Annotated in this window: 14 protein-coding genes; 6 read left to right on the top strand and 8 right to left on the bottom strand. The window is 64.7% G+C overall.

Annotated features, from left to right (window positions below):
* Positions 1–57: 57 nt before the first annotated feature.
* The 3 genes from AC07UK_RS01955 to AC07UK_RS01945 all read left to right on the top strand — a co-directional run bounded on the left by AC07UK_RS01955 (position 58) and on the right by AC07UK_RS01945 (position 1,931).
* On the top strand, positions 58–636 hold the full coding sequence (locus tag AC07UK_RS01955; RefSeq protein WP_494685341.1) for an elongation factor P: 579 nt from the start codon (positions 58–60) through the stop codon (positions 634–636).
* Between the two features lie 310 nt (positions 637–946).
* Positions 947–1,279 (top strand): glycine zipper domain-containing protein, encoded by a 333-nt coding sequence (locus AC07UK_RS01950; protein WP_436221973.1) that lies wholly within the window; start codon positions 947–949, stop codon positions 1,277–1,279.
* A gap of 235 nt (positions 1,280–1,514) precedes the next feature.
* On the top strand, positions 1,515–1,931 hold the full coding sequence (locus AC07UK_RS01945; protein WP_494685342.1) for a TraR/DksA family transcriptional regulator: 417 nt from the start codon (positions 1,515–1,517) through the stop codon (positions 1,929–1,931).
* A 1-nt stretch (position 1,932) separates the two neighbouring features.
* On the opposite strand, the gene AC07UK_RS01940 is transcribed toward AC07UK_RS01945, so the two are convergent.
* The gene (locus AC07UK_RS01940; protein WP_494685343.1) at positions 1,933–2,208 is read right to left on the bottom strand and encodes a hypothetical protein; all 276 of its coding nucleotides are present in this window, start codon (positions 2,206–2,208) and stop codon (positions 1,933–1,935) included.
* A gap of 272 nt (positions 2,209–2,480) precedes the next feature.
* Between AC07UK_RS01940 and AC07UK_RS01935 the strand changes: the two genes are divergently transcribed.
* Positions 2,481–2,807, top strand: coding sequence for a hypothetical protein (locus tag AC07UK_RS01935; RefSeq protein WP_010810552.1), 327 nt, complete (start codon positions 2,481–2,483; stop codon positions 2,805–2,807).
* Between the two features lie 73 nt (positions 2,808–2,880).
* Here AC07UK_RS01935 and AC07UK_RS01930 read toward each other — a convergent pair whose 3' ends face one another.
* Both AC07UK_RS01930 and AC07UK_RS01925 read right to left on the bottom strand, forming a co-directional pair.
* Complete coding sequence (locus AC07UK_RS01930; RefSeq protein WP_494685344.1) at positions 2,881–3,468, bottom strand: isochorismatase family protein; 588 nt, start codon at positions 3,466–3,468, stop codon at positions 2,881–2,883.
* Between the two features lie 41 nt (positions 3,469–3,509).
* Positions 3,510–4,580, bottom strand: a complete 1,071-nt coding sequence (locus AC07UK_RS01925; RefSeq protein WP_494685345.1) for an alkene reductase — start codon at positions 4,578–4,580, stop codon at positions 3,510–3,512.
* A 121-nt stretch (positions 4,581–4,701) separates the two neighbouring features.
* Here AC07UK_RS01925 and AC07UK_RS01920 point away from each other — a divergent pair, with 121 nt between their 5' ends.
* The gene (locus tag AC07UK_RS01920; protein WP_494685346.1) at positions 4,702–5,580 is read left to right on the top strand and encodes a LysR family transcriptional regulator; all 879 of its coding nucleotides are present in this window, start codon (positions 4,702–4,704) and stop codon (positions 5,578–5,580) included.
* Positions 5,581–5,632: 52 nt separating this feature from the next.
* Here AC07UK_RS01920 and AC07UK_RS01915 read toward each other — a convergent pair whose 3' ends face one another.
* The 5 genes from AC07UK_RS01915 to AC07UK_RS01895 all read right to left on the bottom strand — a co-directional run bounded on the left by AC07UK_RS01915 (position 5,633) and on the right by AC07UK_RS01895 (position 12,445).
* A complete protein-coding gene (locus tag AC07UK_RS01915; protein WP_494685347.1) occupies positions 5,633–5,971 on the bottom strand; it encodes a copper-binding protein in 339 nt (112 codons plus the stop codon).
* On the bottom strand, positions 5,968–9,138 hold the full coding sequence (locus AC07UK_RS01910; RefSeq protein WP_494685348.1) for an efflux RND transporter permease subunit: 3,171 nt from the start codon (positions 9,136–9,138) through the stop codon (positions 5,968–5,970). Before AC07UK_RS01910 ends, AC07UK_RS01915 begins: the two co-directional genes overlap by 4 nt.
* Positions 9,135–10,679, bottom strand: a complete 1,545-nt coding sequence (locus AC07UK_RS01905) for an efflux RND transporter periplasmic adaptor subunit (RefSeq protein ID WP_494685349.1) — start codon at positions 10,677–10,679, stop codon at positions 9,135–9,137. The genes AC07UK_RS01910 and AC07UK_RS01905 overlap by 4 nt, the downstream gene beginning before the upstream one ends.
* Positions 10,676–11,977 carry a TolC family protein gene (locus AC07UK_RS01900; protein ID WP_494685350.1) on the bottom strand — a complete coding sequence of 434 codons (1,302 nt, stop codon included), beginning with the start codon at positions 11,975–11,977 and terminating at the stop codon, positions 10,676–10,678. The genes AC07UK_RS01905 and AC07UK_RS01900 overlap by 4 nt, the downstream gene beginning before the upstream one ends.
* A 69-nt stretch (positions 11,978–12,046) precedes the next feature.
* Positions 12,047–12,445 (bottom strand): hypothetical protein, encoded by a 399-nt coding sequence (locus AC07UK_RS01895; protein ID WP_494685477.1) that lies wholly within the window; start codon positions 12,443–12,445, stop codon positions 12,047–12,049.
* A 242-nt stretch (positions 12,446–12,687) separates the two neighbouring features.
* Here AC07UK_RS01895 and AC07UK_RS01890 point away from each other — a divergent pair, with 242 nt between their 5' ends.
* A complete protein-coding gene (locus tag AC07UK_RS01890) occupies positions 12,688–14,139 on the top strand; it encodes an alkaline phosphatase (RefSeq protein WP_494685351.1) in 1,452 nt (483 codons plus the stop codon).
* Positions 14,140–14,162 lie beyond the last annotated feature (23 nt).

Raw genomic sequence — 14,162 nt, 5'->3', positions numbered from 1 at the left:
AGGGGCGCTGCGGTGCTAGGCTGAAGGCGAAATCCTGCCGCCCACGCGGAGACACCAATGGTCGAAGCTTCCGAACTGAAGTCGGGCATGGTCATCATGCTTGAAGGTGAACTTCATAGCGTTACCAGCGCCGGGTACCACGCCGGCGGCGGCCAACAGGGGAGCGCAGTTTTCGCCAAGTTCAAGAGCCTTAAGACTGGTCACATCAAGGAGTTGCGGTTACACCCGGGCAACAAGCTCGAAGAGGTCGCGCTTGATTACCAGGAGATGGAATATCTGTACACCGATGGTGACGCCTTTTTCTTCATGAATCCCGACACCTTCGAGCAGATCAGTTTTCCTGCGGAAACCATGGGCGCATACCAGAAGTTTCTTCGTCCCAATATGCGAATCCCGGTGCAGCTTTATGAGGGCGAGCCAGTCACCATCGCATTCCCCCCTGCGGTCGAGGTAACCATCATGTCCACGCCGCCGGGCCTGCACGAGCATGAATCCTCTACCTTCAAGGCTGCCACGCTGGAGAACGGCATGGAAGTTCTCGTTCCTCAGTTCGTCAAGGAAGGGGACACGGTGCGAATCGAGGTCGCTTCAGGAAAATATTTGGAGCGGATAAGGCGAGGGACGCGAAAGGCGTGACTCCGGTGCCGCGCCACTCCCTGCATGCGCAGCGCCGCGTACAGTTCCGGCGGGACGGGGGCGGCAGCGTCGGCAGTACCGCATCCGGCACCTGATAGCCCTCCTCAGCGACAAAGGGCTTTCGTGGCGTAAGCGCGGCGATACTTCCGTCGCATTGGTTCTACGGTCCTCTTGCCTCCTTCCGGACGGCTTCGTCGTAGCTTGCTCTTTGCTCTTTGTCATGCCGGGCTGTCAGCCCAGTCCTATATTTGACACAGTGCCAATCGTGCTGCGCGACGCACCGCGATGATTTCGCTAACAGGAGGGCAAGATGAACGACATCCAATCTAATTTCTCTATGCGCAAGGACGCATTGGCCCGCGACGTCGATACGCTGATGGCCGACGTTCAGGCACTTCTTCATGATGTCAAAGCCGAAACCGGCGTAGGGACCAGCCTTGAGCGCCATGCACTCAAGGCCCGGCAGCGCGCGCTGCAGGAGCGCATCGTTACGCTGCGCGAAGAAAGCCGCGCCAAAGTCTCCGAGTGGGCGACAACGACCGATCGCTACGTTCATGAGCATCCGTGGCAAAGCATGGGTACCGTGGCCGCCATCGCGGCTACCACAGGCGCTATCGTCGCGCTGGCTGCCAGCCACCGTTAGGTATTCGTGACTGAGGGACCGGCACGGCAGTGACCCGTGCCGGTCCCGCAAGGGGCACGTGCTTTTTGCCATGCCGGCAAATGGCTACAGCCCCTTGCGGGAGCCTCGATCTAAGTGGCGACACATCTGAGCGGCAATACAACAACTGTGCCCGCCAAGTGCGATTGCCCAGACGCGCTACGCTGGACGGTCTGCTTACGTGCGACCCGCAGGATGTTTACCCAGGAGGCCAGTCATGGAAGGGCTGACAAAGGAAGAGTTGGCGAAGTTGGTGGCCCAAATGGACGCTGAGGAGTTGCGCATTCGTGCCGTCGCCGGAACCGCGGATTCGCCTGTTGTGGCGCCAACACAACGTGAACACCTGGATGATGGTGAAGTGGCGGACGAAAAGACTGTGCAGCGCCAGGGCGACGCGATGCTGAAACACTATCGCATGCAACTGGCTGACATTGAAACAGCCCGGTCACGGATGAGGAGCGGCCAGTATGGCGTCTGTATTGACTGCCAGCAGGCCATCCGTTTCGCCCGCCTGCAAGCGTACCCGACCGCCACGCGCTGCACGGCATGCCAGAATCTCCACGAACACCGCCATCCCCGCCAGGCGCAGGAGACGCGCCGACCGGCTTCCGCAGATCTTTCGTCGCCGGACTGACTTACTCGTTCCTGAGATCAATGCCGAAGCCGCCAGCCAGTTCACAATCGATGATCCCGGCGGCGTAGGCAAAAAGCCAGTCCTCTGCCTCCTGCAGCGTTGCGGGCGGGGGCCAGTCCGGCGTAAAGCGGATGCCCATGTCCTCATTGCGCGTGGAGATCTGGACTCGCCCGCCTGGCTTGCCTGGCTCAATCACCTCCGGCACGAACAGGGCAACGTGGAATCCCTTGTAAGACCGCTTTTTTTCCAGCATGTCAGCCTCCGGCAATTTACGCATGTCCGTAGCTCAGCCCGAGCGCCGGACTGTCTTGAGTTCAAGATATAGCGAGGCGCGGCTAATGCCTAGTAATGCCGCGGAACCCCGGGGATCACATTGGAGCGTGCGGTTGAATTTGACCTAGACTGAAAAAGTGCCCTTCGCGCGCTTCGAGGCTGCGCAACGGAGCTTCATTGGCAGCCAACTGATGCGGGCGAATGACAATGGCACAGGCAACACACAATCATCTGCTGCCTGAATTCATGTGGATTGATGTTCACGAAGGGGGCATCATGTTGCAAGCCAGTGAAATGCAGCAACGTTTTAGTCATCTGCAGCAAACCATCAGCGAGACATCACGGACTTGTCATGCCGATACGGGGATTCCACAAGACTTGATGAACTGGGTGGATGAGCTCGACAAGGAGTGCAAATCGGCATCGAAGGTCGTGTCTTCCAAGGATGAGGATCGGATCCGGCAGTGGGTCGATGATCTCGAACGGATCGGTGATCGTGCAGACCGCGCTTGCCAGCAGGCCGGCAGTCTCGATGCAAAGGTCAAGGATGCAGTCAGTTCGATGCATTCGGAACTTGCTGACCTGAAGCGCCAACTGCACTAATCAATCTGACAGCCCCGGTCCAACCAGCCGGGGCTGATTGCATCGTGCCCCCAGCCCACATAGGCGCCCCCCATCAGCCCTGCAAAGCCCCCATAATCACCTCTTGCACAATGCGGCTGCCTTCCGGCGTAGCCCAACTTCCCGCCAGTTCCGCAATCAACTGGTTGGTGCTGGTCAGTGTGACACCATTCTTCTCCATGCGCCGCAAGGCAATTTCGTCAGCCATCTTGCTCGGCGATCCGCCGGCATCCGCGACGACTTGCACTTCATAACCTTGCGACACCAGGCTCAATGCCGGATACACCGTGCACACGTCATTGGTCACGCCAGCGATGATCAGTTTCCTGCGTCCGATAGCCTTCACCGCCGCCGCGAAGTTCTCATCGTCCATGGCATTCACAACACCAACGCGCTTGATGCGCGCAGCGAACTCAGCCGGAAAGATGTCCGCCAGCTCGCTGATCAGCGGTCCCTGGGCGTACTCCTCCATGCTGGAGGTCATCACGACAGGGACTTTCAGGATGGCCGCGGTCTTGGCCACCACCAGCGCGTTGCGCTTCATTTCGTCAAAGGGAATGGACTTCACCCAGCCCATGGTGCCTACCTGATGGTCGATCAGGAGCAGGGCGGCGGTGTCTGCAGTGAATCGTTCGAACTTCATGATGCATTCCTTGATGGTGAATGGGGCAAACGCCCCTTGCTTCAAGCCCCTTCGGCTTCAGCCAGCGCCGGATAGTCGATGTATCCCTGGGCCGTCGGCGGCGCAAAGAACGTGTTGCGGTCCGGCGCGTTGAGCGCGGCGCCCTGGCGGAAGCGCTCCGGCAGGTCGGGATTCGCGAGGAAGGCGCTGCCGAAGACGGTGGCGTCGGCCTTGCCATCGGCCAGCAGGGCTGCGGCGCTGTCCTGCGTCAGTCCGCCGCCGATCAGGTAGGTGCCGTCGAAGCGCGGGCGCAGCAGGGCGTGGTAGTCGACCGTTGCACCGAACAGCGCGACATGCAGATAAGCCAGGCCCTGACCGCGAAGCTTGTCGACGAGGTAGGCGTAGGTCTCCTGGGGCGCGGCATCGGTGATGCTGTTGTAGTTCATCTCCGGCGAGATCTTGATGCCGACCCGGTCGGCGCCGGCCTCGGCCACCATCGCGGCCAGCACTTCCAGCACAAAGCGGGCGCGGCCTTCGACCGAGCCGCCGTACTGGTCTTGCCGGTGGTTGCTGCCTGACGAAAGGAACTGCTCGGGCAGGTAGCCGGAGGCCGCATGCAGCTCCACGCCGTCGAAGCCTGCGTCGATGGCGCGGCGGGTGGCCTGGCGATATTCGTCAATGACGCCGGCGATCTCGGCCAAGGTCAGCTCGCGGGGTGTGACGAAGTCGACCTGGCCGGCAGGCGTCCATGCCTGGCCTTCGGGCTTGATGGGCGAGGGCGCCACTGGCGTTGCACTATCAAGCAGCGACGGATGCGAGATCCGGCCGCAATGCATCAGCTGCATGAAAATGCGGCCGCCGCGGGCGTGCACGGCATCGGTCACTTTCTTCCAACCGGCAACCTGCGCCTCGGTTTCGATGCCGGGCGTATTCACGTAACCCTTGCCCATGGCGGATGGAAACACGCCTTCGGTGATGATCAGGCCGGCGCTGGCGCGCTGGGCGTAGTAGGTGACGGTCATGTCGCTGGGGACGCCGTCGGCGTCAGCGCGCGAGCGGGTCATCGGCGCCATGACGAGGCGGTTCGGCGCGATATGGCGGCCGATGTGGACGGGGGTGAACAGTTGGCTCATGGTCAATTCCTGTAGGGGCGAAGGCGACAGTGGGAAGCGCATGGACGTATCGTCGATTAATTCATTGGCGAGATAAAGATGGTAAATTGGCAATCATCGATCCAAAAATGGCGCAATCCAAATGGAACTGCTCAATGACATGGCCTTGTTCGTGGAGGTTGCCCATACGCGGAGCTTTCGTGGCGCGGCCGCTGCCATCGGTGTGCCGAACTCCACACTGTCCAGGCGGATCAGTGCGCTGGAGAAGGCCATTGGCCTGCGGCTGCTGCATCGCACGACGCGCAAGGTCGAGCTGACCGAGGCCGGGCAGATCTACTACGAGCGCTGCAAGCGCATCGTGGACGAAGCACGGATCGCCCACGAGCAACTGGGGGAGATGCTGGCGCAGCCGAGCGGCGTGCTGCGCGCGTCGCTGCCGGTCGACTTCGCCATGATCTACATGGCACCCCTGATTGCCGAGTTTGCTGCCCGCTACCCGGGCATCACCTTTGATTTCGACCTCACGCCCCGGCGTGTCGACCTGGTGGCCGAACCCTTCGATGTGGCCATCCGCATGGGCGAGCTCACGGACTCGAACCTGATCGCCCGCCTGCTTGCGCGCCTTTCGGTGCAGGTCTATGCCTCACCGGGCTACCTGGAACGCGCTGGCGAGCCGACCCATCCCACGGACCTGGTACGGCATCAGTGCATCGGTTTTCCCAAGGCAGGCAAGTGGGCGCTGCATAGCGGTGAGGAGGCCGTCGAGGTGGAAGTCGGGGGCCGGTTCTACGCCAACAGCGTTGGCATGTTCCGCCGCCTGGCAACGCTGGACCTGGGCGTGATCATGCTGGCCGAGGAGGTGGCGGCAGAGGACGTGGCGGCCGGCCGCCTGCGCCGGATATTGCCTGGCTGGCAGACCAGGCCGACGCCGGTCTATGCCCTGACCGAAACACGCTTGCTGCCGGCAAAGACACAGCGCTTTATCGAGTTCCTGAAGGAGCGCCTGGGCACCAAAGCGTGAGCACGCAGTGATTGCGCATCGAACGCGCAACCACCTCCAGCGACGGTAACCCTCACTTGCGCCGCATTTCCACGACCGTAGGCTTGCCATCAACGTTGTCGAAGGTCACGGATACCGCCTCGCCCTCCTTGAAGTCCTTCAGCGATGCGCGGTCCTTGACGGGGAACGCCATGGTCATCGGTCCCATGCCGAGGTTGGCGATCGGTCCGTGCCTGAGCGTGACCTTGCCGGCCTGCGCATCGATCTTTTTGATTTCGGCCGCCACGGGTTGCGGCGCCTGCTGCGAGGGTGCTGACGGCTTCATGTCCATGCCGTCCATCGAGCCCGCTGCGAATGCGGCCGGCGTGATGGTCAAGGCAAGGGCGAGGGCGAGTGTCTTGATGGATTTCATTGTGGGTCCTTCTGAAGTGAGGGGTGGACGGAAACAAGTTGAGGTCTGGTCTGGCGCCGGCGCATCAGCAAGTACACCGCCGGCACCACGAAGAGCGAAAGCAACGGCGCGGTGAGCATGCCGCCCACCATCGGCGCGGCAATGCGCTGCATGACCTCGGAGCCGGTGCCATGCGACCACATGATCGGCACCAGCCCGGCAAGGATGACGGCGACGGTCATTGCCTTGGGGCGTACGCGCAGCACCGCGCCTTCCTGGATGGCTTCAAGCAGCGCGGACAGGCTGGCATCGCCCTGGTTCGCGCGCGCGGTCCATGCCTGCTTCAGGTAGAGCAGCATGATCACGCCGAATTCCGCCGCCACGCCCGCCAGCGCGATGAAGCCGACCACGCCGGCAACCGACAGGTTGTAGCTCAGCAGGTAGAGCAGCCAGAAGCCGCCGATCAGCGCCAGCGGCAGTGTGCCCATGATGAGCAGGGCTTCATCGAGACGGCCGAACACCAGGTACAGCAGCACGAAGATGATCAGCAGCGTGAACGGCACTACCACCTTCAGCTTTGCGGCGGCCCGCTCCAGGTATTCGAACTGCCCCGACCAGCTCAGCGAATAGCCAGCCGGCATCGGCACCGCTTTCGCAACGGCGGCCTGCATATCCCGGACGGCCGAGCGCAGGTCACGCCCACGGATGTCGACATACACCCAGCCTGACAGGCGCGCGTTTTCGCTGCGCAGCATCGGCGCTCCCTGCACCACCTGGATGCGCGCCACGTCGGACAGCACGATCTGCTGGCCCTTGTCCGTGACGATGGGCAGGCTGCGAAGTTGCTCCACCGAGTCGCGGTAATCGCGCGGGTAGCGGACGTTGATCGGGAAGCGCGCCAGCCCGTCGACGACCTCGCCCACATTGTCGCCGCCGATGGCCGACGACACCACGCTCTGCACATCCGCGATATTCAGCCCGTAGCGGCCGGCCGCCACGCGGTCGATATCGATATCGACATAGCGCCCGCCGGTCAGCCGCTCGGCCAGCGCCGACGTCACCCCCGGCACTGTCCTGACGGTTTCCTCGATGCGAGTTGCCAGGCGATCGATCTCCTTCAGGTCCGCGCCTGCCACCTTGATGCCGACCGGGCTCTTGATGCCGGTGGCCAGCATGTCGATGCGGTTGCGGATCGGCGGCACCCAGATATTGGACAGGCCCGGCACCTTGACCACGCGGTCGAGCTCTTCCACCAGCTTGTCGGTGGTCATGCCGGCACGCCATTGGTCGCGCGGCTTGAACTGGATGGTGGTCTCGAACATCTCGAGGGGCGCCGGATCGGTCGCGGTATCGGCGCGGCCGGCCTTGCCGAACACGGTCGCCACCTCGGGCACGGTCCTGATCAGGCGGTCGGTCTGTTGCAGCAGCTGCGCCGCCTTGCCGGCGGAAAGGCCTGGCAATGCCGACGGCATATAGAGCAGGTCGCCCTCGTCAAGCGGCGGCATGAATTCGGCGCCGGTACGCAGCATCGGCCAGGCCGTCGCGGCCAGCAGCACCGCGGCGATCGCAAGGGTGGTCTTCGGGTAGGCCAGCACCCGTGCCAGCACCGGCCGATAGGCGCGGATCAGCCATCGGTTCAAGGGGTTGGACTGCTCCGAAGGAATCCTGCCGCGGATCAGGTAGCCCATCAGCACCGGCACCAGCGTCACCGACAGGCCCGCCGCCGCGGCCATGGAATAGGTCTTGGTAAAGGCCAGCGGCGAGAACAGCCGGCCCTCCTGCGCCTCCAGCGTAAAGACCGGGATAAACGACAGCGTGATGATCAGCAGCGAGAAGAACAGCGCGGGCCCGACCTCGGTGGCGGCCCGGCCGATCACGCCCCAGCGCTCGTTCCCTGTCAGCGCCCGGCCGGGATGGTCCGCATGCCAGTGCTCCAGCTGCTTGTGCGCGTTCTCGATCATCACGACCGCGGCATCGACCATGGCGCCGATGGCAATGGCAATGCCGCCCAGCGACATGATGTTGGCATTGATGCCCTGGTAGCGCATCAGCAGGAAGGCGGCCAGCACGCCCAGCGGCAGCGACACGATCGCCACCAGCGCGGAACGCAGGTGGAACAGGAACAGCAGGCACACCAGCGCGACCACGGCGAACTCTTCGACCAGCTTGTGCGTCAGGTTTTCCACCGCGCGCTTGATCAGCGCGGAGCGGTCGTAGGTAGTGACGATCTGCACTCCGGCAGGCAGGCTCTTCTGCAGCGTGGCGAGCTTCGCCTTGACCGCCTCGATGGTTTCCAGCGCGTTCTTGCCTGAGCGCATCACGATCACGCCGCCGGCCACCTCGCCCTGGCCGTCAAGCTCGGCGATGCCGCGCCGCATCTCCGGGCCAAGTTGCACGACGGCGACATCGCCCAGCCGCACCGGAATGCCGGCATCGCTGGTCACCAGCGGGATCTGCCGGAAATCGTCGAGCGTCTTCAGGTAGCCGCTGGCGCGGACCATATACTCTGCCTCGCCCATTTCCAGCACCGACCCGCCGGCCTCCTGGTTGGCGCCCTTGAGCGCCGCCAGCACCTTGCCCTGCGACAGGTTGTAGGCGCGCATCCGGTCCGGCATCAGCACCACCTGGTACTGCTTCACCATGCCGCCCAGCGAAGCGACCTCGGCCACATTGGGCAGCGATTTCAGTTCGAAGCGCAGGAACCAGTCCTGCAGCGCACGCAACTGGCCGAGGTCATGCTGGCCGGTCTTGTCCACCAGCGCGTACTCGTAGATCCAGCCGACGCCGGTGGCATCCGGCCCCAGCGCCGGCCTGGCCGCGGCGGGCAGGCGGGACTGCACCTGGTTCAGGTATTCCAGCACCCGCGAGCGCGCCCAGTACAGGTCGGTACCATCATCGAACAGCACATAGACGAACGAATCGCCGAAGAAGGAGTAACCCCGGACCGTTCTGGCGCCGGGTACCGACAGCATGGTGGTGGTCAGCGGATACGTGACCTGGTTCTCGACGATCTGCGGCGCCTGGCCGGCGAAGGGCGTGCGGATGATCACCTGCACATCGGACAGGTCGGGCAGGGCGTCGAGCGGCGTGCTCCGCACCGCCCACAGGCCCCATGCGGTCAGCATCACCGTGGCTAGCAGGACCAGGAAGCGGTGGCGGATCGAGGCCAGGATAAGGCGCGCGATCATGGCCTGGCTCCCTGGGCGGTGCTGGCGGGCTCGACCGACGACAGCATGGCCGCACCATCGCGGTCCAGGTGGAAGCGGAAGCGGATGCGGTCGCCAGGCTTCAGTCCCTTGGGCAGGCCAGTTGGCGGTGCGACGAAGTCCATGGTCATCGCGCCCCACTGTGCCGACGGGATCGGGCCGTGCGAGATGGTCAGGCTCTCGCTGCCGTTCACGGCTTCGATGCGGCCGGTGCCCTCATGCTCTGCGGCCGGCGCGGCAGGTGCAGACGCTGCTGGTGTGGCCGTCATCCGTTCCGAGCTGCCGCGCAGGCTGGCTTCCGAGTCGATCAGGAACTGGCCGGACGTGACCACTTTCTGCCCCGGCGCCAGTCCGTCCAGCACCTCGACCATGCCATCGGCCTCGCGGCCGGTCTTGATCTCGGTGGCAACGAACCCTGCCTGGCCGGCATCGACCATGACGATATTGCGCTGGCCGGTGCGGATGACCGACTCCGACGGGATCAGCAATGCCTCCTGTTGTGCGCCACTGTCGAAGCTGACCCTGACAAACATGCCCGGCAGCAGGCGCCTGCCGGGGTTGGGCAGGACGATGCGGGCCTTGACGGTGCGGGTCGCCGGGTTGACGTCGGGAAGGATGGCGTCGACCTTGCCGGCAAGGGGGCCGGCCGTGCCGCCCTGCAGTACCGTGGCCGCCGCGCCGGCCCGGATGGCGCCGGCCTGGCCCTCTGGTACCTCGGCAATCACCCAGACCTGGCTGAGATCAGCCAGGCGGAACAGCGTCATGCCCGGCGACACGGTCATGCCCTCGCGCACCGCCACCTCGGTCACGAGGCCATCGACCGGGCTGGCGATGGCAATGCCGGGCTGCAATTTTCCGGATCTCTCGACCGCACTGACCTGGCCCGGCGTCATGCCCGCCTGCAGCATGCGAGCCCGCGCCGCGCCGCGCAGGTCGCCCAGGTGTTCACTTCCTGCCATGCGTGACACGGCCAGGTATTCCTCTTGCGCAGCGACCCAGTCGGGCGAGTACAGGGTGACCAGCGCCTGGCCACGCCGGACCGGGTCAAGGGTCGCCCGGACCGCGACGTGCTGCACAAATGCGTTGGTGCGCGCCTGGATGATCTGCACGCTGCGTTCGTCGATGGCGACATTGCCTGGCACCTGCAGCATCGCGGCCAGCCGTCCAGGCTTTGCCTCGGCGGTGCGAATGCCAAGGTTTTGTGCGACATGGCTGTCGACGGTGACACCGCTGCCACTGCCATCGCCGTCCGCGTAGACCGGCACCAGTTGCATCTCCATGAAGGGCGACTTCCCCGGCTTGTCGAAGCGCTGGCCCGGCACCATGGGATCGTGCCAGTACAGGATTTTCCTGCCGGTCTTCGGATCGATGGCGCCGGCCTTGAGCACGGTGGATTCCGCGCCAGGCGTGCCCGACGATTGCGCGGTTTGCGTGCCGCGCGTGAACCCGAAGTGGTAGGCGCCGTAGAGGGCGGTGCAGACGACCACCAGCCCGGCGGCTGCCGCAATGGCGTGCTTCTTCATTTTGCTTCCCTCGCTGCGGCTTCGGTCTGGGCGGTAGGCAACGGCACCAGGTAGTTCAGGTCCGCCCACAGCTTCGCGGTCTTTGCCTCAAGCAGCAGGCGATCCATGGCGGTGTCGATGGCGCGATGGTTGGCTTCGGCGACCGCCACCAAGGTGCCCGTGCTGGCGCGGTAGGCCGTCAGTGCCGCATCCGCCTGTGCCCGGGCGAGCGGCAATGTCTTGTCGTCGTAGCGCCGCAGCCGGTCAAGGTTGCGCTGCAGCTCGGCCAGCCTGGCGCCGACCATGGCCTGGGTATTGCGCCGGACCATTTCCAGCCTGGCCCGGGCGTCATTGGCCTGCGCCAGCCGCGCACTGATTTCGCGGTCCTGGCGGTTGCCCCGGTCCCACGGCAATGGGAAGCTGACATTGAGCGAGCCCATGTTCGAGTAGGCCGAGCCGCGCTGGCTGTACATCAGCTCGACCGTCACGTCCGGCTTGCGGGCTTCCGTTGCTACCTGGATCTCCGATTCGGCCAGTGCCACGTCGCGCTGCGCAGCCGACAGTTCGGGCACGGCCTCGAACTCGCCCCTGGCGAGTTGCCGGGCGCCTGGCGGCACTTCAAGCGGTGGCCGCTCCGACAGCGGGCGCCCCGCGGCGGCGCCGACCCAGCGCTCCAGGTTCAGCGTGGCGGTCGCCAGTGCGGCGCGGTTCTCGTCCTCGCGGTCGTGCAGCTTCTGGATCTCCAGCTCCATCGCCAGCACGTCCGCACGCGAGCCGCGCCCGCTGCGGTAGGCCGCGGTGGCGGCCTGCAGTGCCAGTTCAAGCGGATGGCTGTGATGGCCGAGCAGCACGCCGGCCTGCTCCGCATACCACCGGTCGAGCCAGGCATTGACCGCATTGCGCTGCACGCCTGCCAGCCCCACCGCACGCTGCGCGTCGGCAGCGGCGGCTTCGGCTTCGAAGCGCGCGGCCCTGGCGCGGCGCTTGTCCGCGCGCGTGAATTCCTGCATCACTGAGATCGAGCGCATGGTCATGGAATCCCGGCTCAGCGAGAACGCGTCAGAGCCGTTGACCGGCACGTTGTTGACGCCGAGCTTGAGCACGGGATCCGGCAGGCGGCCGGCGGCTACCGCCATTTGCCCGGCGGCCTCCACGGCGCCGCGCGACGATTCAGCGTCGCCGGCATGGGCGCTTGCGATCGCGACGGCTTCCTCAAGGGAGAGGGAAGGGGCGGATTGCCCGGGCGCGCCTTGCGGCGCCGCCAGGCCCACTGCGGGCGCGCTGAGCAGCGCCACGGTCAGGTGACGTAGAAAAAGCATAAAGCCTCCAGGAACGACGACTGCTGCCCGCATGGAGGCGGGCAGCACCAGGTGACGTCGAACCGGAAGCTAAGTCTGGAAACTGCAGTGAAGGATGGTGAGGGGTGGTGGACCGCGCGCCTCTGCCTCGGCGCGCAGCGCAACGCGAACCTCCGCCAGGACCACGCGCGTTGGCTCAACCACGCGCATCAGCACCGGCATGAAGGCTGGAAGCTGCGGCGAAGCATGGTCGGCGTTCTTGGCATCGGCCTGGCAATGCGCCAGGCAAAGCCCGCTCTGGTCGATGCCCTGCTGGCTGTCGCTGGCGGCCATATCGGCACAGGACTCGGTCATCGCCGCCATCGTGCCGCTATGTTCCGCCTGGTAGCGGCTGCCGGTACAGGCGTACGCCGCCGCTGCCAGCTGGGCTGCCAGGAAGACAACGAGGAGGAAGCCGGCGAACCATGGCCGGCGATGCGTTCTACCCACGAGTGCGGTGCCTGTTTTGGCGACAATATAGCAGTGTTCAGCGCCACCAGGCAGCTTCACTACTGCGGCAGCTCGCCGCACAGGTGGGCCGTTCGCCTGCAACAGGCCGATCTTGGCGAGCTGCCTGATGCTGCACTTTCCGATGTTTGACTGCAGTGGCAACGTTGCCGTCCACATGTGACGCGTCACGGTGCCGAAATATTCGTCGTGCATCCTCCCGGCAAAACCAACGGGGAGGAAATATGAGGCGTCTTTCAATACTGGCGGCACCGCTGCTGGCGCTGGCCGTGGCGTCGTGCGGCAGCGATGATGACAACAACGCGTCGGTCACGCAGCCGCCGGCTGGCGGCAGCACCGCGCCCACCAAGAACGTCGTGTTCTTCCTTGGCGACGGCATGGGCATGACGACCATGACCGCGGCGCGGATCTACAAGGTCGGCGAGGATGGTGAGCTGACCATGGACACGCTGCCCGAGAGCGGGTTCATCCGGACCTATTCGAACAACGCGCAGGTGACCGACAGCGCGCCGTCGATGGCGGCCTACATGACCGGCGTCAAGATGAACAACGAAGTCATCTCGATGACGCCGGAGACCAGTGCCTTTGATGCCAGCGGCAAGGACTACCTGTCCGGCGCGGACAGCACCTGCCCGGCTTCCGGCAACGGCCAGAGCGTGCCGACGCTGCTCGAGCAGATGAAGACGGCAGGCTATGGCACCGGCGTGGTCACCACCACCCGCATCACGCACGCGACCCCCGCCACGACCTACGCGCACGTCTGCCACCGCGATGCCGAGAACACCATCGCCGCGCAACTGGTGCCGAACGGCGCCGGCTACAACAGCGCGCTCGGCGACGGCGTCGATGTGATCTTCGGCGGCGGCCGCAAGCACTTCCAGAGCAAGGCCGCGGGCGGCGCCCGCACCGACGGCCGCGACCTGGTTGGCGAGCTGACGAAGGCCGGCTATACCTACGCCTCCAGCAAGGCCGAGTTCGACAAGATCGATGCCGCCAGCGCCAAGAAGGTGGCAGGCCTGTTCACGTCCAGCCATATGGCCTATGACCTGGACCGCGTGCCCGGCGACGAGCCGAGCCTGGCGGAGATGACCAGCAAGGCCATCGACGTGCTCGCCGCGAAGAAGAAGGGCTTCTTCCTGATGGTGGAAGGCGGCCGCATCGACCACGCCTTGCATGAAACCACCGCGCGCAAGGCGCTGCAGGACACCGTGGCCTTCGACACCGCGATCAAGACCGCCATCGACAAGCTCAACGTGATCGACCCGGGCCTGAAGAACACGCTGATCGTCGTCACCGCCGACCATGACCACACGCTGGTGCTGAATGGCTACGCCAAGCGCACCGGCCCCACCAGCGACAGCAACCCCGGCGTGCTGGGCCTGCTGAAGAACTACGTGACTGGCGCACTGTCCACGGACTCCGGCGGCAATCCCTTCACCATCATCGGTTTCGGCAACGGCGAGAACCGCCCGGTCACGCGCACAGCGCTGACCGATGCACAGGTCTACGACAAGAGCTATCACCAGGAAGCCGCGATCCCGATGGCGGCAGGTGGCGAGACCCATGGCGGCACCGATGTCTTTATCGGCGCACTGGGCAATGGAGCCGAATCCTTCACCGGTGTGATGAACAACACCGAGGTGTTCGGCCTGATCAAGACGGCCATCGGCCTCTAAGCCACTATCGCTGACGAAATAAC

The organism is Cupriavidus sp. GW821-FHT07C08 (assembly GCF_059419025.1).
The sequence above is the reverse complement of the archived record's forward strand: the minus strand, read 5'-3'. Positions and strand labels throughout refer to the sequence as shown.